A 22,849-nucleotide genomic window follows, 5' to 3' on the forward strand; every position below is an offset into this window, starting at 1 on the left:
TGTTATTTTTCATTACCCTAAGCTGTTCAAATTTCCACAAAAAATGCTGTTGCCACGCCTCCATATCGATGCATAAACTGGCATCAGTAAAGGCAAACCGGATCGACCTCATCAGACCCTCTCCTCCCACCAAGGTGCTGACCGACCAATGATCAATAATCTAAACGCCGCCGATCTTCCCCGTCCCGCCCCGCGCAGTTCCAACCCGGAAATCATGGCAGCGGAAATCATCGAGCGCCTCACCTACCGTATCGGCAAGGACGTAAAAGTTGCCAAGCCGCATGACTGGCTGACCGCGACCATTCTCGTCGTCCGTGACCGCATCATCGACAAGTGGATGGCCTCCACCCGCAAGGCCTATGCCAACAATTCCAAGCGCGTTTATTACCTGTCGCTCGAGTTTCTGATCGGTCGCCTGATGCGCGATGCGATCTCCAATATCGGGCTGATGCACGAAATCAGGGACGCGCTTTCTTCGCTCGGCGTCGATCTCGATGTCATTGCGGGACTTGAACCGGATGCGGCACTTGGCAATGGCGGCCTTGGCCGTCTCGCTGCCTGTTTCATGGAATCGATGGCAACCGTCGATATTCCCGCCTATGGCTACGGCATCCGTTATGTGCACGGCCTTTTCCGCCAGCAGATGGCGGACGGATGGCAGGTGGAATTGCCGGAGACCTGGCTGGCGCACGGCAATCCCTGGGAATTCGAACGCCGCGAAAGCTCGTATGAAATCGGCTTTGGCGGATCGGTGGAAACCATCGGTGGATATGAGGAGCCGCAGCGCTTCGTCTGGAAACCTGCCGAACGCGTCATTGCCATGGCTTACGACACGCCTGTCGTCGGCTGGCGCGGCACCCGCGTCAACACCTTGCGCCTATGGTCGGCGCAGCCTATCGATCCCATTCTGCTTGCCGCCTTCAATGCCGGCGACCACATTGGCGCGCTGCGGGAAAGCAACAAGGCCGAAAGCCTGACGCGCGTTCTCTACCCTGCCGATGCGACCCCGGCCGGCCAGGAATTGCGTTTGCGGCAGGAGTTCTTCTTCTCCTCCGCCTCCCTGCAGGACATTCTGCGCCGTCACCTGCAGCAATATCCGGATTTCACCTCGCTGCCCGACAAGGTTTCGATCCAGCTCAACGACACGCATCCGGCCATTTCCATCTGCGAAATGATGCGCCTGCTATGCGATGTCCACGGCCTTGAATTCGACGAAGCCTGGAAGATCACGCAGGGCACCTTCTCCTACACCAACCACACGCTTTTGCCCGAAGCGCTGGAAAGCTGGCCCGTCCCGCTGCTCGAGCGGCTTTTGCCGAGGCACATGCAGATCGTCTATGCGATCAATGCCAATACGCTGGTCTACGCCCGCAAGGAAAAGAAGATGCCGGATCAGCAGATCCGGTCCATCTCGCTGATCGACGAAAACGGTGAGCGGCGCGTGCGCATGGGCAATCTCGCCTTCATCGGCTCGCATTCCATCAACGGTGTCTCGGCACTTCATACCGAACTGATGAAGGAAACGGTCTTTGCCGACCTGCACAGCCTTTATCCCGAGCGCATCAACAACAAGACCAACGGCATCACCCCGCGCCGCTGGCTGATGCAGTGCAACCCCGGCCTGACCGGATTGATCCGGGAAGCGATCGGCGACGATTTCCTCGACGATGCGGAAAAGCTGACAGCGCTCGACCGCTTCGCCGACGATGCAGGTTTCCGCGAAAAATTTGCCGAAGTGAAGCGTCTGAACAAGGTGCGGCTTGCCAATACGGTGGCGCAACGCATGGGCATCCGTGTCGATCCCTCGGCCATGTTCGACATCCAGATCAAGCGCATCCATGAATATAAGCGCCAGCTTCTGAACCTTATCGAAACGGTGGCGCTTTACGACCAGATCCGTTCTCACCCGGAACTGGATTGGGTACCGCGCGTTAAGTTCTTCGCAGGCAAGGCAGCGCCGAGTTATCACAACGCGAAGCTGATCATAAAACTTGCCAACGATATTGCCCGGGTCATCAACAACGATCCGGCCGTGCGCGGGCTTCTGAAAGTGGTGTTTATTCCGAACTACAACGTCTCGCTTGCGGAAATCATGGTTCCGGCCGCCGATCTGTCCGAACAGATCTCGACGGCTGGCATGGAAGCCTCGGGCACCGGCAACATGAAGTTTGCGCTGAACGGCGCGCTCACCATCGGTACGCTGGATGGTGCGAACGTCGAAATGCTCGAACATGTCGGCGAGGATAACATCGTCATCTTCGGCATGACGGCGGAAGAGGTGTCGAAAGCGCGCGCCGAGGGCCACAACCCCCGCGCGATTATTGAACAGTCGGTGGAACTGTCGCAGGCGCTGTCATCTATCGCCTCTGGCGTATTCTCACCCGACGACCGCTCCCGCTTCGCCGGGCTGATCGACGGCATTTACAACAGCGACTGGTTCATGGTCGCGGCCGACTTCGACGCCTACGCCGAAGCGCAGCGCAAGGTGGATGCGATCTGGAGCGATCCGGAAAGCTGGTATGCGAAAACAGTCCGTAACACGGCGCGTATGGGCTGGTTCTCGTCCGACAGGACGATCCGGCAGTACGCCGCCGATATCTGGAGAGCCTGATGAAAAAACCGCTCAATTCGGCCGAAGAGAAAAAGACTGGCGAAATCACGAAGGCTGAAATCGAGGCGATCAAGAGCGGTTTGCATTCCAACCCCTTTGCACTTCTCGGCGTTCACGAAACGCCGGGAGGTTTTTCTGCACGGTGTTTCATTCCGGGGGCTGAAGAAGTATCTGTCCTCACACTGGACGGATCTTTCGTCGGCGAACTGAAGCAGCTCGATCCGGAGGGTTTCTTCGAAGGCCCGGTCGATCTCACCTCGCGTCAGCCGGTGCGTTATCGCGCCTGTCGCGACGATGCGGAATGGGCAGTGACCGACCCCTACAGCTTTGGTCCGGTTCTTGGACCGATGGACGATTATTTCGTCCGCGAGGGATCGCATCTGCGACTGTTCGACAAGATGGGCGCTCATCCGCTCAAGCTTGAAGGGGTCGAAGGTTTCCACTTCGCCGTCTGGGCTCCCAATGCGCGGCGCGTCTCCGTCGTCGGCGATTTCAACAATTGGGATGGTCGACGGCATGTGATGCGCTTCCGCAAGGATACCGGCATCTGGGAAATTTTCGCACCTGACGTCTATGCCGGCTGCGCCTATAAATTCGAGATTCTCGGCGCAAACGGCGAGCTTCTGCCGCTGAAGGCCGACCCCTATGCACGGCGTGGTGAACTGCGGCCGAAGAACGCCTCCGTCACCGCACCAGAACTGGCGCAGAAATGGGAAGATCAGGCCCACCGGGAACATTGGGCGCAAGTGGACCAGCGCCGGCAGCCGATCAGCATTTACGAGGTGCACGCCGGTTCCTGGCGGCGTCGCGAGGACGGCACCTTCCTCAGCTGGGATGAAATGGCCACCCAGCTCATTCCCTATTGCACGGATATGGGCTTCACCCATATCGAGTTTCTGCCGATCACCGAACATCCCTACGATCCGTCCTGGGGTTACCAGACGACCGGGCTTTATGCCCCGACCGCCCGTTTCGGCGATCCGGAAGGTTTCGCCCGCTTCGTCAACGGCGCCCACAAGGTCGGCATCGGCGTGATCCTCGACTGGGTTCCTGCGCATTTTCCAACCGACGAGCACGGCCTGGGCCTGTTTGACGGGACAGCGCTTTACGAACATGCCGACCCGCGTCAGGGTTTTCATCCCGACTGGAACACGGCCATCTACAATTTCGGGCGTATCGAGGTATTGTCCTACCTCGTCAACAACGCTCTTTATTGGGCCGAAAAATTCCATCTCGATGGATTGCGCGTCGATGCCGTCGCCTCGATGCTCTATCTCGATTATTCCCGCAAGGAAGGCGAGTGGATCCCCAACGAATATGGCGGGCGCGAGAACCTGGAATCCGTCCGCTTCCTGCAGAAGATGAACTCGCTCGTCTACGGCACCCATCCGGGCGTCATGACCATTGCTGAAGAATCCACCTCCTGGCCGAAAGTGTCGCAGCCGGTTCACGAGGGCGGCCTCGGTTTCGGCTTCAAATGGAATATGGGTTTCATGCACGACACGCTGAGCTATTTCTCGCGTGAGCCGGTGCACCGCAAGTTCCACCATCAGGAACTGACATTCGGGCTGCTTTATGCCTTCACCGAAAATTTCGTGCTGCCGCTTTCCCATGACGAAGTAGTGCACGGCAAGGGATCGTTGATCGCCAAGATGTCGGGCGACGACTGGCAGAAATTTGCCAATCTCCGGTCCTATTACGGCTTCATGTGGGGTTATCCCGGCAAGAAGCTGCTGTTCATGGGGCAGGAGTTCGCCCAGTGGAGCGAATGGAGCGAAAAGGGATCGCTCGACTGGAACCTTCGCCAATATCCGATGCATGAGGGTATGCGCCGCCTCGTGCGCGATCTCAACCTCACCTACCGTTCGAAAGCCGCTCTGCACGCCCGTGACTGCGAACCCGAAGGTTTCCAGTGGCTGGTGGTCGATGATCACGAAAACTCGGTCTTCGCCTGGCTGCGCTCGGCGCCCGGCGAAAAACCGGTTGCGGTTATCTGCAATCTGACCCCGGTCTACCGGGAAAACTATTATGTGCCGCTTCCTGTTGCGGGGCGGTGGCGGGAGATTCTCAACACCGATGCCGAAATTTATGGCGGCAGCGGCAAGGGAAATGGCGGACGCGTTCAGGCGGTCAATGCCGGTGGGGAAATCGGGGCGATGCTCGTCCTGCCGCCCTTGGCAACGATCATGCTCGAACCGGAAAACTGACAGACAGAACGGGAGGACAACCATGTCGGAAAAAAGAGTTCAGCCCCTGGCGCGTGATGCAATGGCCTATGTTCTCGCGGGCGGTAGAGGAAGCCGTTTGAAGGAATTGACAGACCGCCGGGCAAAACCAGCGGTTTATTTTGGCGGTAAGGCCCGCATTATCGATTTTGCACTTTCGAACGCGCTGAATTCCGGCATTCGCCGCATTGGCGTAGCCACGCAATACAAGGCTCACTCCCTCATCCGCCACCTGCAACGCGGCTGGGACTTCTTCCGTCCAGAGCGTAACGAAAGCTTCGACATTCTGCCGGCCTCGCAGCGCGTGTCCGAAACGCAATGGTACGAAGGCACCGCCGACGCCGTTTACCAGAACATCGACATTATCGAGCCCTATGCGCCCGAATATATGGTCATTCTGGCCGGCGACCATATTTACAAGATGGACTACGAATACATGCTGCAACAGCATGTCGATTCCGGCGCGGATGTAACGATCGGTTGCCTTGAAGTGCCACGCAAGGAAGCGTCGGGCTTCGGCGTGATGCATGTGAACGAAAAAGACGAGATCATCGACTTCATCGAAAAGCCGGCCGATCCGCCCGGCATTCCCGGCAACGAGAATTTCGCGCTTGCCTCGATGGGGATCTACGTCTTCCACACGAAATTCCTGATGGAAGCGCTGCGTCGCGATGCCGCCGACCCCACCTCCAGCCGCGACTTCGGCAAGGACATCATTCCCTACATTGTCCAGCACGGCAAAGCCGTCGCGCACCGTTTTGCGGACTCCTGCGTGCGTTCGGATTTCGAGCACGGACCGTACTGGCGCGATGTCGGAACCATCGATGCCTATTGGCAGGCCAATATCGACCTGACGGATGTGGTGCCTGACCTCGATATCTATGACAAGTCCTGGCCGATCTGGACCTATGCGGAAATCACTCCGCCGGCGAAATTCGTGCATGACGATGAGGACCGCCGCGGTTCTGCCGTGTCGTCGGTCGTGTCAGGCGATTGCATCATTTCCGGCGCCGCCCTCAACCGTAGCCTTCTGTTCACAGGCGTGCGCGCCAATTCATACTCCCGCCTTGAGAATGCCGTAGTACTGCCGAGTGTAAAGATCGGGCGCCACGCCCAGCTCAGCAACGTCGTCATCGACCATGGAGTGGTCATTCCGGAAGGACTGATTGTAGGAGAAGACCCTGAACTGGATGCCAAACGTTTCCGGCGCACGGAAAACGGCATTTGCCTTATCACCCAATCGATGATCGACAAGCTGGACCTGTAGAGCCCATGAATGTCCTTTCGGTTTCATCCGAAATTTATCCCCTGATCAAGACCGGAGGGCTCGCCGACGTTACCGGTGCCCTCCCCATCGCGCTCGAAGCCTATGGTGTGAGAACGCGCACATTGATACCCGGATATCCGGCGGTGAAAGCCGCCGTGACGGACCCCGTCAAATGTTTTGAGTTCACCGATCTGCTTGGCGAAAAGGCTGATCTGCTCGAAGTCCAACATGAGGGGCTAGACCTTCTGATCCTTGACGCGCCCGCCTATTACGAGCGTTCCGGCGGCCCCTATCTCGGCCAGACCGGCAAGGATTATCCTGATAACTGGAAGCGCTTTGCGGCGCTCTCGCTGGCAGCGGCACGAATCGGCGCCGGTGTGCTTCCCGGCTGGCGGCCGGATATGGTGCACGCCCATGACTGGCAGGCAGCAATGACCCCGGTCTATATGCGTTATGCCGAAACGCCAGAGATTCCGAGCCTTCTCACCATCCATAACATTGCTTTTCAGGGTCAGTTCGGGGCCAATATCTTCAGCAAGCTCGAATTGCCCGCCCACGCCTTCGGCATGGAAGGCATCGAATATTATAACGATGTCAGCTTCCTCAAGGGCGGCTTGCAGACGGCAACCGCGCTCAGCACGGTCAGCCCATCCTATGCGGAAGAAATCCTGACCGCGGAATTCGGCATGGGGCTGCAAGGGGTGATCGGCAGCCGCGCCCATGTGCTGCACGGTATCGTCAACGGCATTGACGCCGATGTCTGGAACCCGGCCACCGACCATCTGATCCACGACAACTATTCCGTCACCAATCTCAAGAACCGCGCGCTGAACAAGAAGGCCGTCGCAGAACATTTCCGCATCGACCAGGATGACAGCCCGCTTTTCTGCGTCATCTCCCGGCTGACCTGGCAGAAGGGCATTGATCTCATGGCGGAAGCCGTGGACGAGATCGTTTCCCTCGGCGGCCGTCTGGTCGTGCTGGGCGCCGGCGATGTGGCATTGGAAGGCGCGCTACTGGCGGCGGCATCCCGCCACCATGGCCGCGTCGGTGTCGCCATCGGTTATAATGAGCCGCTGTCGCATCTGATGCAGGCGGGTTGCGATGCGATCATCATCCCCTCGCGCTTCGAGCCCTGCGGCCTTACCCAGCTTTACGCGCTGCGTTATGGCTGCGTTCCCGTGGTTGCCCGAACCGGCGGCCTTGCCGATACGGTGATCGACGCCAACCATGCCGCCATCGCCAATAAATCGGCGACCGGTGTACAATTCTCACCCGTCACGCTCGACGGTCTGAAACAGGCGATCCGCCGGACCGTGCGTTATTATCACGACCCGAAACTTTGGACACAAATGCAGAAACTCGGAATGAAATCCGATGTTTCCTGGGAAAAAAGCGCTGCGCTCTATGCCGCGCTTTACAGCCAGCTTATTTCGAGAGGCCATTGAAACAATGATCAAGACCGTTCAGACGACACCCTTTCAGGATCAGAAGCCGGGCACATCCGGCCTGCGCAAGAAGGTGCCCGTCTTCGCCCAGGAAAATTATGCCGAAAACTTCATCCAGTCGATCTTCGACTCGCTTGAGGGCTTTCAGGGCCAGACGCTGGTGATTGGCGGCGATGGCCGTTATTACAACCGCGAAGTCATCCAGAAGGCGATCAAGATGGCGGCCGCCGCCGGTTTCGGCAAGGTGCTGGTCGGTCAGGGCGGCATTCTCTCAACCCCCGCCGCCTCCAATATCATCCGCAAATACAAAGCCTTCGGCGGCATCGTGCTTTCCGCCAGCCATAATCCTGGTGGCCCGACCGAAGATTTCGGCATCAAATACAATATCGGCAATGGCGGCCCTGCGCCTGAAAAGATCACCGACGCGATCTATGCCCGCTCGAAGGTCATCGACAGCTACAAGATTTCCGACGCTGCAGACGTCGATCTCGACAAGGTGGGCAGCTTCAAGGTGGATGAACTGACGGTCGACGTCATCGATCCGGTCGCCGATTATGCCGCTTTGATGGAAGAACTGTTCGATTTTGCCGCCATTCGCGCCCTGATTGCCGGCGGCTTCAAGGTTGTCGTCGATTCCATGAGTGCCGTCACCGGCCCCTATGCGGTGGAAATCATCGAAAAGCGTCTCGGCGCGCCGAAGGGCTCGGTCCGCAACGCAACGCCGCTGCCCGATTTCGGCGGCCACCATCCCGACCCCAACCTGGTGCACGCCAAGGAGCTTTATGACGATGTCATGAGCCCGGAAGGTCCCGATTTCGGCGCGGCGTCGGATGGCGACGGCGACCGCAACATGGTGGTCGGCAAGGGCATGTTTGTCACCCCGTCCGACAGCCTGGCGATCATCGCCGCCAATGCGCGGCTCGCGCCCGGTTATGCCGCCGGCATTTCCGGCATCGCCCGTTCCATGCCGACAAGTGCCGCAGCCGACCGCGTCGCAGAAAAACTTGGGCTTGGCATGTACGAGACGCCAACCGGCTGGAAATTTTTCGGCAATCTCATGGATGCCGGCAAGGTTACAATCTGCGGTGAGGAAAGCTTCGGCACCGGCTCCAACCACGTGCGCGAAAAGGATGGCCTGTGGGCCGTGCTCTACTGGCTGAACATTGTCGCCGCCCGCAAGGAAAGCGTGAAGGACATCGTTACCAAGCACTGGGCCGAATATGGGCGCAACTATTATTCCCGCCACGATTATGAGGAAGTGGATTCGGACGCCGCAAACACTCTGGTGGCCATCCTGCGCGAAAAACTCGCAACACTTCCTGGCACCAGCTACGGCAATCTTAAGGTCGCAGCTGCTGATGATTTCGCCTATCTCGACCCGGTCGACCAGTCCGTCAGCAAGAACCAGGGTATCCGCATCCTGTTCGAAGGTGGTTCGCGCATCGTGCTGCGCCTTTCCGGCACGGGCACTGCGGGCGCAACGCTCAGACTTTACGTCGAGCGCTATGAGCCGGATGCGGCCCGTCACGGCATCGAAACGCAGGCGGCGCTTGCCGACCTTATTTCCGTTGCCGATACGATCGCCGGCATCAAGGCCCATACCGGCCGCAACGAACCGACCGTCATCACGTAAGGTTTTGCATTGCACGCACCGTTTCCGGCAACGGGCATAGCGAAAAACTTGGCAGGCGGCCATGAGGCCGCCTGAGGTTACTGACTAACCTCCCCGCCAGACTCGATATCATCATCTTCCGGAGAGAGAGACCATGCAGAAACCAGCCGTTTTCCCCAAAGGCGTAACCCAGACGGAAAACGGAACGGAATTTGCGGTCTATTCCCGGCACGCCTCACAAATCGACCTTTGCCTTTTTGATGCGACGGGCGAAAAAGAGACGGCGCGTTTGCCAATGAGGCGCGATGAGAATGACATTCACCGGCTGACAGTTGCCGAGACCGGCCCCGGTGCGCGATATGGCTACCGCGCCGACGGCATTTATGCCCCCGAACATGGCCTGTGGTTCGACCCCGCAAAACTGCTGCTCGACCCCTATGCCACGGAGATAGACCGGCCATTCCGGCATGATGCCGCGCTTTTGGCCTATGGCGAAGACACGGGCGCGATCATGCCGAAGGCGATCCTGTCGCAATATGAGCAGGTCAGGCGCCAGCCGCCACGCTTTGCCGAAGGCGGGCTGATTTACGAACTCGCGGTTAAATCCTTCACCAAATTGCATCCTGCCGTGCCGGAAGAGCTGAGAGGCACGGTGGCAGCGCTGGCTCATCCTGCCATTATTGCGCATTTGAAAAAAATCGGTGTCGATGCGGTGGAGCTGATGCCGATCACCGCCTGGATCGACGAGCGCCACCTGCCGCCGCTTGGCCTTTCCAATGCATGGGGATACAATCCCGTCGGCTTCATGGCGCTCGATCCGCGCCTCTGCCCCGGCGGAGTGCGGGAGCTGCGCGACACGGTTGCAGCCCTGCACGCGCAAGGCATCGGCGTCATTCTCGATCTGGTTTTCAACCATACGGGTGAAAGCGACAGCGAAGGCTCCATCCTGTCTTTGCGCGGACTGGACAATCTCACCGCTTTCCGTCACCCGGAAGGAAAGCCAGGCGTGCTGGTCAATGACACCGGCACCGGCAACACTGTGGCCTGCGATCATCCCTATGTGCGCCAGCTCATTATCGATTCCCTGAGGCATTTCGTTCTCAATGCCGGTATCGATGGCTTCCGTTTCGATCTCGCGCCCATATTGGGACGAACGGCTAGTGGCTTCGACATGGCCAGCGAAACGCTTGCCGCCATGCACTCTGACCCGGTACTATACGACCGCGTGCTGATCGCCGAACCATGGGATATCGGCCCCGGCGGCTATCAGCTCGGCAATTTTCCGGAGAGCTTTCTGGAATGGAACGACCGCGCCCGCGACGACATGCGCCGGTTCTGGCGCGGCGATGCGGGAACGACCGGGGCGCTGGCCAATGCGCTTTCCGGCTCTTCGCCGATCTTTTCCCGCCGTGGACGTTCGAAAAGCCGCAGCGTCAATTTCCTTGCCGCCCATGACGGTTTTACCCTGTTTGATCTCGTCAGCCACGAACACAAGCACAATGAGAAAAACGGCGAGAACAATCGCGACGGGCATAATGAAAATCATTCCTGGAACAATGGTTTGGAGGGATTGACGGACGATCCTGCCGTCGTGGCCGCGCGCCACGCGGATGTAAAAGCGCTGCTTTCCACGCTCTTCGTCAGTCGCGGCACGTTGATGCTGACCGCCGGCGATGAGGGTGGCCGCAGCCAACATGGCAATAACAATGCCTATTGCCAGGACAACGAGATAACGTGGGTCGACTGGTCGTCGCTCTCCCAGGAGCTGACTGACCACACGGCATTTCTTGCAGCACTTCGCAAACGCTTCGGCGTGTTTTCGCAAACCGAGTTTTTCTCCGGCAACGGCGATGTGACATGGCTTGCCCCCGGCGGAGAACCGATGACGGTCGCGGAATGGGAAAGGCCGGACATGCCGGCTTTCGCCATGGTGCTTGCCACGCCGGACCACGAGACCGAAAACGACGCGGAGCTTGCCGTGCTCATCAACCGCAGCCATGAGATCGTGCCCTTCACCCTGCCGGGCGACGACTGGCAAGCGATCGGCACGGATTTCGGCAATCCGGCCTTCCTCCCTGCCCGCTCGGTAGTGTTTTATCTGCGCGGTTGATCGCTTGGCCCCGGCACCTTTATAAGTTCCGAAAGGCAATCGAGAAGAGGTAACATGGCAAAGGAAATAGCGCTGGCGGAAATGAAAAATTTCGTCGGCACGGAGCTGGGCGTTTCCGACTGGATCACCGTCGACCAGACAATGATCGACGCCTTCGCAAAAGCGACGCTGGACGAACAGTTCATCCACACCGACCCGGAACGCGCCAAGGCGGAAAGCCCCTTTGGCGGCACTATCGCGCATGGGTTCCTGACGCTCTCGCTGCTTTCGGCTCTGAATTACGATGCCCTGCCCCGCATTCGCGAAACGACCATGGGCATCAACTACGGCTTTGACGCCGTCCGCTTCGTCACGCCGGTCAAAAGCGGAGCACGGGTGCGTGGCCGTTTCACTTTGGCCGAGGCGCGGTTTCGCGGCGCCGCCATGCTGGTGACGACCTATGATGTGACGGTGGAGATAGAAAACGAGAAAAAACCGGCGCTCACTGCCCGCTGGACAACCATCACCCAGTTCAACCCCGAGGACAGGCCGCAAGACGCCTGATGGCGAAGTAAATCCCAATTTGAGATCGGAGTGTCTGTGAGATTCGCATATTTGATAGAACCTCCGTTCAACTACAGGAACGAATGCGGCGATGTGACCGGGTGCGATGTGGAGTTGGCGCGAGTCATTCTAGCCATGATCGGTATTCATGACATTGAATTCATCGAAACCGAATTCTCGCAATTGTTGCCTGGGCTGAACGAAAACCTTTGGGATATGACTACTGGCCTCTTCGATACCGCTGAACGCAGAAAGATCGTGACGTTCAGCCATCCCATCTGGGCGTTGCCTGATGGACTGTTGGTGAGGAAGGGCAACCTCAGAGATCTGGACGGATACGCATCGGCAGCAAAAAATCCGGAATGTACGCTGGTCGCGATCCGTGATCAGATCCAACATCGCGCAATTATGGAAGCGGGCGTGCCCGATGACCGCATTCTCATTTGCGAGACCTACGACGAGGCCGCTCAGGCCGTATTGGATGGGCGTGCCGACGCCTATGCCAGCGTGGCCATGGCCCATCTCGGTTTTATGCAGCAAAATCCAGAGCTCGATTTGGAAGTTGTCTCTGTTTTACCGAAAGAGAGACCAGCAGCCTCAGGCGCATTTGCTTTCCGCCAATCCGACCGGGAACTCCAGAGCGCGGTCGATGCGGCGCTTCTTTGTTATATCGGATCAGACGAGCACCGTGTGCTGATGCGCAATTTTGGTTTTGATGATCAAGCCCTCGTCAACGGCGAGGCCAGTCTGGCAAAGTAACGCCGGACTGCGCAAAGGAGACGGCCCAATGCATGATGAAGCCGTAAGAGACGCGTTTCTCGCACAGGCAAGAGCCTGCGACAGCCTCGGTTCGCCCTTTACCGCACGGCTTTGCCGCGCGGTGGCGGCGCGGCTGGATCGCCAGACGGACGTTGGCGAGATGATTTTGTCCTGGCCTGGCAATGTCGGCCCGTCCGGCGATTCCGTCCCACTGCGGCTTGCCGGTGCCCTGCATGCGCTTGTCATCGAGGACAAGATCGCTCCTCTTGTCGATATAGCACCCGAAGACGAGAATGCGCTCTGGCAGGCTTGCGCAAGTGCCTTGCGCTTCCATTCGGGCTTCATCCTCGAAAGACTGAAATCGCCGCCGCAGACCAACGAAGTCCGCCGTTCCGCTGTGCTGCTGCCGGGTTTTCTTTCCATTGCGGAGCTTTTCGGCAAGCCGCTGGTCCTTTCAGAGGTCGGCGCCAGCGCCGGTCTGAACCTGCAATTTGACCGCTACCAGTATCGTCTTGGCGATCTTGCCTGGGGCAGGCAATCCGAAGTGTCCATGTCGCCGGAATGGCGCGGAGACACCCCGCCCGACAAGCGGATAGAGGTCATCGAGCGCGCCGGCTGCGATCTTAACCCACTCGATCCGTCGTCTGCCGAGGACCGGTTGCGGCTGATGTCATATGTCTGGGCCGATCAGACCGACAGGCTGGAGCGCACGGCGGCCGCCCTGCGTATTGCGGTGGAGAACGGCTTGCAAGTTGAAAAGGCTGACGCAATTGACTGGCTGCAACGCCGCCTTGCCGCGCAACATTCGGGCGCTGCCCATGTGGTCTACCATTCTGTCGCCTGGCAATATCTGCCCGATGCGCTGAAAGAGGCCGGCGAAACGCTGATCGCCGAGGCTGGAAGCCGTGCCACCCCTGAGGCTCCGCTTGCCCGCCTGCAGATGGAGGCAGATACGACGCCGGGAAGCGCCGCAATCACCCTGCAAATCTGGCCGACCGGTAAGAAACAGGAAATCGGCCGCGCCGATTTCCATGGGCGATGGGTGGAATGGCAGGGGTGGAAAAGCTAGACCGCCACGTCCTGCGCCGCTTCCTGCAACAGGCCGCCGACATATTCGGCGAAGGAGCGCCAGCACTCGACCCGGAACGTATCGTCAGCCACGCGCAGCAGCACCACTTCCGCCTTGCCGAAAACCGTTCGCGAGCAGGCGCCGATCGGGAACTGTGCGATAGACAGATCCTGCGGGCAACCGGCGTTCAGAGCTGCCTCCGCGCCGGGGCCGGAAACGATGACAGCCGTGTTGCGGTGGGAAACGTCGGTCGCCGAAAACATGCCGGGAACGGTGGCGAGCGCCGCCATAAGGTCGCTTTCGCCCTGATCGATCACCAGCCATTCGTCCGGACCAAGCCAGAGAGCGGAGCGCAAACCCGATGTGACAGAGCTTTTCGGGCTGTTGGGCAATAACAGGCCGAGTGCATCCGAGAGGGCCGGCAGTGCGCTTTCCCTTGCGCGCAGCGACAGCCGCGACGCCGAGGCGGCGGGCTTCAGCGAGACGAAGGGCGAACCACCGTGGAAATCCTCGAGTACGGATTTGCGTTTTGCGTGAAGTGTGTCAGCCATTGAGACGGGCTCCTTCCTTGTCGAGGAAGACCATATCGGTCACTTCGACGGCAATTGTTTTATCGGCAAGCGGGATGTAGAGCGTTTCGCCCATGCGCGCCCTGCCATCCGCCACCAGCGCAAAGGCGATGGAGTGGCCGAGATTTTCCGACCAGTAGGCGGAAGTGACATGGCCGAGCATGGTCATGGGTTTCGGCTGGTTTGGATCAGCAACGATCTGGCCACCCTCTTCGGGAACAGTCAGCCGGTCCTTCGTCTTGAGGCCCACAAGCTGCTTTCGACCAGAGCGCATGAGATCCGGGCGTTTCAGACCGCGAATACCGACGAAATCCGTCTTCTTCTTGGAAACGGCCCAGGCAAGCCCGGCATCGTCAGGCGTCACGGTGCCGTCGGTATCCTGTCCGACGATGATGTAACCCTTTTCGGCGCGCAGGATGTGCATGGTCTCGGTGCCATAAAGGCATCCGCCCACCGCTTCGGCCCGTTCACGGATCGCGGTCCAGACGGCAGCGCCGTAATCGGCCGGAACGTTGATTTCGAAACCAAGCTCACCCGTGAATGATACACGGAAGAGACGCGTCGGCACGCCGCAGAAGGTGCCTTCCGCGACCGCCATATGCGGGAAGGCTTCGGGCGAAATATCGATACCCTCGACGAAAGGCGCGATCACCTCGCGCGCTTTCGGTCCCTGCACCGCAATCACCGCCCATTGTTCGGTCGCCGATGTCAGCCAGACATTCAGCTCGGGGAATTCGGTCTGGAGATAATCCTCCATGTGCTGGAGAACGCGCGGTGCGCCGCCCGTCGTCGTCGTCACGTGGAAACGGTCCTCGGAAAGACGACCGACAACACCGTCATCGTAAACGAAACCGTCCTCGCGCGTCATGATGCCATAGCGGCAACGGCCGGGTTTCAGTGTGTCCCAGGCATTTGTGTAGATGAGGTTCAGGAACTTAGCCGCATCGGGGCCGACCACCTCGATCTTGCCGAGCGTGGAGGCATCGAACACGCCGACGCTTGTCCGCACCGTCTTGCATTCGCGGTTGAGCGCCTCGTGCATATCCTCGCCGCCGCGCGGGAAGAACCATGCGCGCTTCCAGTTGCCGACATCCTCGAAAAGGGCGCCTGCCGCAGCCTCTTCGTCATGCATCGGCGTCTTGCGGGTCGGGTCGAACAGCGCACCGCGCGAATGGTTGATGAGCGTGCCGAAGGTGACCGGCGTATAGGGTTGGCGGAAAGTGGTGAGACCGACCTTCGGCAGATCCCGCCCAAGCGCTTCCGAGGCAATGGCAAGGCCATGCATGTTGGACATCTTGCCCTGATCGGACGCCATGCCATTGGTGGTGAAGCGCTTGATGTGCTCGACCGAATGCATGCCTTCACGCACGGCAAGGCGAATGTCCTTGGCGCAGACATCGTGCTGGAAATCGATGAAGGCCTTGACGCCGGTGCCTTCGCCTGCCCCTTCCGCAGCGCCGATCATGCCGCCGGTCCAGGCGCGCGCATTCTCGCCGGAGAATTCCGCTGCACCGCCACCTGCGGCAGCAGCCTCGGCGATCAATGCGGCGAGATCGTCCGTGCCGTTGCAGGCGCCGACTGACACACAATTCTGCACATGGATGTCAGGCAGGAACCGCTGGTTTGCCGCGTCAAACTTCAGCTTGCCGCGCGATTGCGAGAAGAGATGCACCGAAGGCGTCCAGCCCGCCGAAACGACGAGCGCGTCGATGGCAATCTTGCGCTTGTTAGAGCCGCCATTGCGGCCAACGCTCATGGAAGAAACGCGCAGCCGCCCTGACGTATCGTAAACACTGTGACCCGCCAGTACCTCGATGCCCAGCGCCCGCGCCTCGTCCAGCAGCCGCCGATCGGGGTTCTCGCGGCAATCCACGATAGCGGCGATCTTCACACCCGCTTTCTTGAGATCGAATGCCGTCTCATAGGCAGAATCATGGGCTGTGTAGACACCGACATTATTGCCGACGGTCACGCCGTAATGGTTGAGATAGATGCGCGCAGCAGAAGCCAGCATGATGCCGGGACGATCATTATTGGCAAAGACCATGTGCCGCTCGATCGCGCCTGCCGCCAGAACGACTTTCTTGGCGCGGACCTGCCACAGTCTTTCACGTGGCTGGTGTTTGGCCGGCGTGGCGAGGTGATCGGTCACACGCTCGGCCAGCGCCACGAAATTGTGGTTGTAATAACCGAACGCTGTCGTGCGGGTCAGAACACGCACATTGGGCAGCGATTTCAGTTCAGTGAAAACTTTTTGCGCCCAGTCATATCCGGACAGGCCGTCGATGACCGCACCGGTATCAAAACGCAGCGCGCCGCCAACTTCGGCATTCTCATCAACCAGAATGACGCTGGCGCCAGTTTTTGCAGCGGCGAGCGCCGCTGTCAGCCCGGCCACACCGCCACCGGCCACCAGCACGTCGCAATGGGCATAACGGCCGGAATAATGATCCGCATCCGGCTCGGTCGGCGCCTTGCCGAGACCGGCTGCGCGACGGATGATCGGTTCATAAATCTTGTGCCACGCGGCCTTCGGCCACATGAAGGTCTTATAGTAGAAACCAGCCGCAAACATCGGCGACAGGAAATCGTTGATCGCACTGATATCGAAGGACAGCGACGGAAAGCGGTTCTGCGAGGCGATGATGGCGCCGTCGAATACATCCTGCACCGTGGCGCGCACATTCGGCTGTTTGCGCAGGCTGTCACGCGATACGTCGATCAGCGCATTCGGCTCCTCCGGGCCGGCGGAAAGGAAACCACGCGGGCGGTGATATTTGAACGAACGGCCAATCAGATGCACGCCATTCGCCAGAAGTGCGGATGCAACGGTGTCGCCTTCCAGCGCCTGATAGATCTTGCCGTCGAAGGTGAAGCGTGCCGTTCTGGCAGGTGTCAGGCGACCGGCGCCCTTGATACGATAATCGCCGCTCATTGCGCAGCTCCCTTTTGGGCGGAAAGAACCGCGTCGGCATCCGGTTTCGGCTCGCCTGCCTTGTAGGTCATCAGGAATTTGTCGCTGACGGAATCGCGGGCGGCGTTGAAAAAGCGGCCGCAACCGTGAATGTGGCGCCAGCGCTCGAAAACGAGACCTTTGTCATTGTCGCGAATGAAGAAATATTCGGCAAAGGCCTCGTCCGAAATATCGGCAATGTTTTCCGGCCGGGCGATATGGGCTTCGCCCGCCCAGCGAAATTCGAGTTCGGAACGGTCTTCCCGGCAATAAGGGCAATGGATCAGAAGCATCGTGGCTCCACCTTCAAAGAGAACTTTCCGGAAGCATGCTTCCGGCGGGTTGGTCACACAGCCGCTTTCCCATCGCAACGAAGGGGGAAAGCCGCTTCAAGAGCTGCTCGAAATTATCGAATGGTTTCAGCGCCGAGGCCCGACCCATATTGATGATGGCAACCGCCATCATGTCGGTGTCGATCGCGAAGGGCTCGTCCTGCGCACCATTTTCCTTCTCGCCGACGAAATAGACCAGCTTGTCCGCGAGACTCGGCGCGCAGAGCAAAAGGCCTTTTTCCGCCACGAAAGGCCAGTCGCGTTCACCCTGCATTCTCTGGATTTTCTGGCTACGAAAATCCCCCATCTCGGGGATGAGATTGCCCGCCGGCACGACCGCCGCCGCAACACCCATGTTTGCCGAAAGCATAACCGCCGCCAGCATCAGTGCGCCACGGCGGCGGCAGCGGCCTCGTCGATGAGGCGTCCGGTGCGGAAACGATCGAGCGTCAGCCCCGCCGCCAGACGGTGCGGTTCGCCGCGCGCGATGAGATGCGCAAACAGATTGGCCGAGCCCGGTGTCGCCTTGAAACCACCCGTGCCCCAACCGCAATTGACAAAGAGATTTGGCACCGGCGTCACACTCTGAATGGCGGAGCGATCGGGTGTGTTGTCGGTAATGCCGCCCCATTGGCGCATCATCTTGACGCGGCGGAAAATCGGGAACAGCTCGCAGATGGCGTCAAGCGTATGCGTGATGATCTGCAGGCCGCCAGTCTGGGAGTAGGAATTATACTGGTCGGTGCCAGCACCGATGACCAGCTCGCCCTTGTCCGACTGGGAGATATAGGCATGCACCGTATTGGACATGACGACACAGGGGAAGATCGGCTTCAGCGGCTCTGATACCAGCGCCTGCAACGGGTTGGAATGCAGAGGCACACGCACATCCGCCATTTTCATCAGAACGGAGGAGTGACCGGCGGCGGAAACGCCGATTTTCTTTGCGCCAATGAAACCGCGATTGGTCTCGACGCCCGTGACCGCGCCATCAGGTCCGCGCCTGATGGCCGTGACTTCGCAATTCTGGATAATGTGCACGCCGCGATCGGAAGCCGCACGCGCATAGCCCCAGGCCACCGCATCGTGACGCGCCGTGCCGCCGCGCCGCTGGAGGGCAGCACCGTTGATCGGATAACGCGCATTGCCGGAAATCTCGAGTGGCGGGCAATAGGCCTTGGCCTGTTCCGGCGTCAGCCATTCATTGTCGATGCCATAGAGACGGTTGGCATTGATATGGCGCTTGAAGGACTGCTGGTCGTGAATGTTGTGCGACAGCATCATAACGCCGCGCGCCGAATACATGACGTTGTAATTGAGATCCTGGCTCAACCCTTCCCATAATTTCAGGGAATGCTCGTAGATATCCATGCTCTCTTCATAGAGATAATTGGAGCGGATGATGGTGGTGTTGCGGCCGGTATTGCCACCGCCTAGCCAGCCCTTTTCCAGCACCGCTATATTGGTAATGCCGTGTTCCTTGGCAAGATAATAGGCGGCCCCAAGACCGTGGCCGCCGCCACCGATGATGATGACGTCATATTCCTTGCGCGGCTCGGGCGACGCCCATTGCGCATCCCACCCCTTATGACCCCGCAACGCCTCGCGCGCCACGGCAAAAACGGAATATTTGCGCATTCGCAGTCTGCTCCTCAAGAACCGGCCAGAAGCCGAAAGCATAGCTCCGGCACATATTATACACATGGCAAATCGGCATCGGAGGCAATATCCATTTTGCGACGCCGCAATGCTTTTGTTTCGACATTGCAGGCAGAATGCCGGGGTAGCTGGATTTTGGCTGTTGAATATGCGGTACCGTATGGACTTGCTGCAAATGTTCTGATATTGCACGTCACCAATCGCTAGGCTCGACGGCCGAACGAACGATTTTATTTGCGTGCGAATGCCTTTATTCTCACAGCAAGACAACCAAACAAAAGGAACGGGTTTCACGTGCAGGTACTAGTCCGCGACAATAACGTTGATCAGGCGCTTCGCGCTCTCAAGAAAAAGATGCAGCGCGAAGGCATTTTCCGTGAAATGAAAATGCGCGATTATTACGAAAAGCCTTCCCAGAAGCGCGCCCGCGAAAAGGCTGAAGCTGTTCGTCGCGTTCGCAAGCTGGCACGCAAGCGCGCACAGCGCGAAGGTCTGGTTGCAGCTCCGCGCGCAGGCCGTTAATAGGCCGTCTTTTGGACGTTTTTGAATGCTTGTTGGGCGGGGGCGATCAATTCGCCGCCGCTCTTTGTGTTTGTGGCCGGAGAATTATCTTGAGACCGGCCTGCGAGGGAACCCCCACCGAATGACCGCTGTTGATGCCTGTGTTGTGAAAAACTCCGATGCCTCCACGCGCCGGGTGCTCCTGAAAAACAACAAGAGATTCCGTGTTTCCCTTGTCGTCTGTACCGTCCTTGCCGGTCTTTCCGGCTGCGCTACGTCCAACCAGACTGACGATGTCTTCAGGATCGACCGTGCCCAGGGCTCGCAGGAAAACATTGCCTCGCTCACCTCGGTCATCAACGCCAATCCGCAGGATCCGGAAGGCTATAACGTTCGTGGCTCCGCTTACGGCCGCGCCGGCGATTCGCGCCGCGCCATCGAGGATTTCAACAAGGCGCTGCAACTGAACCCGCGCTTTTATCAGGCCTATGCCAACCGCGCGCTCGTGTATCGCAATTCCGGCCAGCAGCAGCAGGCCTTGCAGGATTACAACGCCGCTTTGCAGATCAATGCGAGCTATGACGTAGCCCTGATCGGCCGTGGCAATCTTTACCGCCAGTCCGGCCGCGTCAACGAAGCTTTCAACGACTTCTCCCGCGCCATCGAACTCGAAACCACCGATGGCCGCGCGTGGCACAATCGTGGCCTGATCTACCAGCTGCGCAACCAGCATGCCCAAGCGATCGAGGACTTCTCCAAGGCCATCTCGCTGTCCTCAACCTCGCCGGAACCCTATAACGGCCGTGGCCTTTCCTATGTCGCGCTGAACGACGACGAAAACGCTTTCGCCGATTTCAACCACGCCATTTCGCTTGATGGCAACGTCGCAGAATCATGGGCCAACCAGGCACTGGTCTATGAGCGCCGCGGCGAGATGGCGAAAGCCGCAAAGTCCTATTCGCATGCGGCACGGCTTGATCCGAAATATAAGCCCGCGCTCGACGGCATTGCCCGCACGCGCGGTGCCGGCGCATCCTGATCAAAAACAGATATGAACAGAAAAGCCGGCGGTGCGACACCTGCCGGCTTTTTTTTGGGAAACGCTTAAAGCCTCAATGGCTGTCGCGGCGCGCCTCGGGCGTGGCATCCCCCGCCCACAACTCCGCCTGCACCGCATTTTGAAACTCCATGACCTCGCGCCGCATGGCGGCGTCCTCATAGCCGAGGCCCGTCAGATAGGCGGCCAGTTCACGGCACTCCCTGCGCCAGAAATCATTCGCCTCCACACCATGCAGCCGGTCGAGCATGGTTGCGCACCGTTTTACGTTGGCAATACGGTTCTTTGCCGGAAAGGCGATTACTTCCGAATTCGTCGTCACGCGGGCACCTTGCTCTTCGAGGAATCAATACCGACTTTTTAAAGGCTGGATGGTTAACGAAGTCTGCTACGCAGGAGAGAAGGCCGCTAACGCCTTGCAGGGACGGGTTCTGCAGCCTGTCAGACGAAAGAATCTGCGCTGCCGGAGGACACCGATTCGGGCAAATCGCCGATTACCAAGGAATTTACCAATCAAGATTACCGAAATTTCATGCCGTGGGAGATAGAAGAAGTATATGTGTGTTGAAACAACACCGGTCTCATCGTATATTCTTGCAAAGAAAAAAAATGCCGCAGCGCAGCCAAAAACGGAGAAATCGTTCTCGGGAGGAGAGCACCATGTATGCACCTCGTGTATTTTTCAGCATGATTGGTGCATTGCTTGCCTTTGCGGTCGCTACATATTTCATCCACGGGTCGTTCTATACGGCATTCATCCAGACCCTCATCTGCGCCGTCATTCTGCAAACCGGTTATTTTATTGCACTCCTGGTTCTGGTCGCCCGGGAGAAACGGCGGATGCGCGAAACCTTCGCGCTTGATCGCAGCGCCGAGATCATGACGCCGGACACGGTAAGCAGCGCCCCGCCACATGGCGCGAAACTGACCGATATGTGACCTCTCACGCACATTCTTTTATTGCGCCGCAAAAAAATCACTTGCATCCACACCCCTGACACTTTCTGCTGACCAAATCCTGACGGTTCGTCACAGCAGAAGGACAACACATGGTGAGCGGTTCACAGCCCATTTGCGTCATCATCGCTGCGAAAAATGCATCCGATACGATAGATATCGCCATCCGCTCCGCCCTTGTGGAGCCGGAGGTCGCCGAAGTCATGGTGATCGACGATGGCTCCACCGATACGACCAGCGATGTCGCACATGCGGCGGATGACGGTACCGGCCGTTTGCGGGTCGTGCGATTCGACGTCAATCGTGGCCCTTCGGCCGCCCGCAACCATGCGATCTCGATTTCATCCGCACCGCTCATCAGCATTCTCGACGCGGACGACTTTTTTTTCAAAGGCCGTTTTGCCGCCATGCTGGAAAATGACGACTGGGATCTGGTGGCCGACAATATCGCCTTCATCCAGCAATCGGTTCCGGGCGCGTCGTCCATGCAGCCGGCCCGCTTCGAACCACAGGCCCGGTTTCTGTCGCTGACGGAGTTCGTGGAAGGCAATATTTCCAGACCCGGCGTGGAACGCGGGGAAACCGGCTTTCTGAAACCGGTGATCCGCCGCGCCTTTCTGGACAAACATGCGTTGCGGTACGACGAGCGTCTGCGTCTCGGCGAAGACTACGAACTTTATACCCGCGCGCTTGCCGCCGGTGCCCGTTACAAGGTCATCCGTCATTGCGGTTATGGGGCGATTGTCCGCGGCAATTCGTTGAGCGGCCGTCACAGCACGGAAGATCTTCGCCGTCTATACGAAGCGGACAAGGATATTCTCACCAGCTGCAAGCTGTCGGCCAGCGAGACGGCGATCCTGCTCGAGCACGAAAAACACATCCGCGCGAAATTCGAGCTTCGCCATTTTCTCGATGCGAAAAAGCAGAAAGGGATGGGCGGCGCTTTGAGCCACGCTCTTGCGCGTCTGCCTGCCCTGCCGGCCATCACGCGCGGCATCTGGACCGACAAGACCGCCCGTTTTCGCAAACCGGCGCCGGTTCGGGATATTCGTTATCTGCTGGACGGCACGCCGGTTTCCTGAGGGAAAACCTCCAGCCGCGAGGATGATGGCAAGTTCGATATTCTCTCATTCTTCGTGCCGGACTAGATCCGGCATCCAGTCATGGCGCGTCTGCG

19 protein-coding genes are annotated in these 22,849 nt (G+C 58.8%); 13 read left to right on the forward strand and 6 right to left on the reverse strand.

Annotation, left to right across the window (positions count from 1 at the left end):
* The first annotated feature begins 148 nt into the window (after positions 1-148).
* The 9 genes from FB593_RS18565 to FB593_RS18605 all read left to right on the forward strand — a co-directional run bounded on the left by FB593_RS18565 (position 149) and on the right by FB593_RS18605 (position 13,644).
* On the forward strand, positions 149-2,611 hold the full coding sequence (locus FB593_RS18565) for a glycogen/starch/alpha-glucan phosphorylase (protein ID WP_004431815.1): 2,463 nt from the start codon (positions 149-151) through the stop codon (positions 2,609-2,611).
* Complete coding sequence (gene glgB, locus FB593_RS18570) at positions 2,611-4,818, forward strand: 1,4-alpha-glucan branching protein GlgB (protein WP_019566535.1); 2,208 nt, start codon at positions 2,611-2,613, stop codon at positions 4,816-4,818. The genes FB593_RS18565 and glgB overlap by 1 nt, the downstream gene beginning before the upstream one ends.
* 22 nt (positions 4,819-4,840) lie before the next feature.
* On the forward strand, positions 4,841-6,103 hold the full coding sequence (gene glgC / locus FB593_RS18575) for a glucose-1-phosphate adenylyltransferase (protein ID WP_004431809.1): 1,263 nt from the start codon (positions 4,841-4,843) through the stop codon (positions 6,101-6,103).
* 5 nt (positions 6,104-6,108) lie between these two features.
* Positions 6,109-7,551, forward strand: coding sequence for a glycogen synthase GlgA (gene glgA / locus FB593_RS18580; protein ID WP_065663242.1), 1,443 nt, complete (start codon positions 6,109-6,111; stop codon positions 7,549-7,551).
* 4 nt (positions 7,552-7,555) lie between these two features.
* Entirely contained in the window at positions 7,556-9,184 is a 1,629-nt protein-coding gene (locus FB593_RS18585; protein ID WP_004431805.1) for an alpha-D-glucose phosphate-specific phosphoglucomutase, read from the forward strand.
* A 133-nt stretch (positions 9,185-9,317) separates the two neighbouring features.
* Entirely contained in the window at positions 9,318-11,273 is a 1,956-nt protein-coding gene (glgX, locus tag FB593_RS18590) for a glycogen debranching protein GlgX (protein ID WP_065658715.1), read from the forward strand.
* 54 nt (positions 11,274-11,327) lie between these two features.
* Positions 11,328-11,816 carry a MaoC family dehydratase gene (locus FB593_RS18595; protein ID WP_004431798.1) on the forward strand — a complete coding sequence of 163 codons (489 nt, stop codon included), beginning with the start codon at positions 11,328-11,330 and terminating at the stop codon, positions 11,814-11,816.
* Positions 11,817-11,852: 36 nt separating this feature from the next.
* On the forward strand, positions 11,853-12,575 hold the full coding sequence (locus tag FB593_RS18600) for a transporter substrate-binding domain-containing protein (protein WP_081308790.1): 723 nt from the start codon (positions 11,853-11,855) through the stop codon (positions 12,573-12,575).
* A 28-nt stretch (positions 12,576-12,603) separates the two neighbouring features.
* A complete protein-coding gene (locus tag FB593_RS18605) occupies positions 12,604-13,644 on the forward strand; it encodes a DUF2332 domain-containing protein (protein WP_111802032.1) in 1,041 nt (346 codons plus the stop codon).
* On the opposite strand, the gene FB593_RS18610 is transcribed toward FB593_RS18605, so the two are convergent.
* From FB593_RS18610 to FB593_RS18630, 5 genes are read right to left on the reverse strand one after another with little or no spacing between them, the layout of a single operon-like run.
* Positions 13,641-14,195 carry a sarcosine oxidase subunit gamma gene (locus FB593_RS18610; RefSeq protein WP_065658718.1) on the reverse strand — a complete coding sequence of 185 codons (555 nt, stop codon included), beginning with the start codon at positions 14,193-14,195 and terminating at the stop codon, positions 13,641-13,643. The genes FB593_RS18605 and FB593_RS18610 overlap by 4 nt on opposite strands.
* Positions 14,188-17,148 (reverse strand): sarcosine oxidase subunit alpha, encoded by a 2,961-nt coding sequence (locus tag FB593_RS18615; RefSeq protein WP_013762066.1) that lies wholly within the window; start codon positions 17,146-17,148, stop codon positions 14,188-14,190. The genes FB593_RS18610 and FB593_RS18615 overlap by 8 nt, the downstream gene beginning before the upstream one ends.
* The gene (locus FB593_RS18620) at positions 17,145-17,459 is read right to left on the reverse strand and encodes a sarcosine oxidase subunit delta (protein ID WP_004431787.1); all 315 of its coding nucleotides are present in this window, start codon (positions 17,457-17,459) and stop codon (positions 17,145-17,147) included. The genes FB593_RS18615 and FB593_RS18620 overlap by 4 nt, the downstream gene beginning before the upstream one ends.
* 13 nt (positions 17,460-17,472) lie before the next feature.
* Complete coding sequence (locus FB593_RS18625) at positions 17,473-17,883, reverse strand: hypothetical protein (RefSeq protein ID WP_004431784.1); 411 nt, start codon at positions 17,881-17,883, stop codon at positions 17,473-17,475.
* Positions 17,883-19,136 carry a sarcosine oxidase subunit beta family protein gene (locus FB593_RS18630; protein ID WP_004431781.1) on the reverse strand — a complete coding sequence of 418 codons (1,254 nt, stop codon included), beginning with the start codon at positions 19,134-19,136 and terminating at the stop codon, positions 17,883-17,885. Before FB593_RS18630 ends, FB593_RS18625 begins: the two co-directional genes overlap by 1 nt.
* Positions 19,137-19,451: 315 nt before the next feature.
* Here FB593_RS18630 and rpsU point away from each other — a divergent pair, with 315 nt between their 5' ends.
* The gene (gene rpsU / locus FB593_RS18640) at positions 19,452-19,679 is read left to right on the forward strand and encodes a 30S ribosomal protein S21 (RefSeq protein ID WP_003498359.1); all 228 of its coding nucleotides are present in this window, start codon (positions 19,452-19,454) and stop codon (positions 19,677-19,679) included.
* A gap of 121 nt (positions 19,680-19,800) precedes the next feature.
* Positions 19,801-20,697, forward strand: coding sequence for a tetratricopeptide repeat protein (locus FB593_RS18645; protein WP_004431770.1), 897 nt, complete (start codon positions 19,801-19,803; stop codon positions 20,695-20,697).
* Positions 20,698-20,770: 73 nt separating this feature from the next.
* Here FB593_RS18645 and FB593_RS18650 read toward each other — a convergent pair whose 3' ends face one another.
* On the reverse strand, positions 20,771-21,037 hold the full coding sequence (locus FB593_RS18650) for a DUF6074 family protein (RefSeq protein ID WP_004431768.1): 267 nt from the start codon (positions 21,035-21,037) through the stop codon (positions 20,771-20,773).
* A 338-nt stretch (positions 21,038-21,375) separates the two neighbouring features.
* Between FB593_RS18650 and FB593_RS18655 the strand changes: the two genes are divergently transcribed.
* Positions 21,376-21,654: an exopolysaccharide production repressor protein gene (locus FB593_RS18655; protein WP_019566541.1), complete on the forward strand. Its 279-nt coding sequence runs from the start codon at positions 21,376-21,378 to the stop codon at positions 21,652-21,654.
* Between the two features lie 110 nt (positions 21,655-21,764).
* Complete coding sequence (locus FB593_RS18660; protein WP_065663237.1) at positions 21,765-22,754, forward strand: glycosyltransferase family 2 protein; 990 nt, start codon at positions 21,765-21,767, stop codon at positions 22,752-22,754.
* Positions 22,755-22,849: the final 95 nt, after the last annotated feature.

Source organism: Rhizobium sp. SJZ105 (assembly GCF_007828365.1).
Classification (GTDB): domain Bacteria; phylum Pseudomonadota; class Alphaproteobacteria; order Rhizobiales; family Rhizobiaceae; genus Agrobacterium; species Agrobacterium tumefaciens.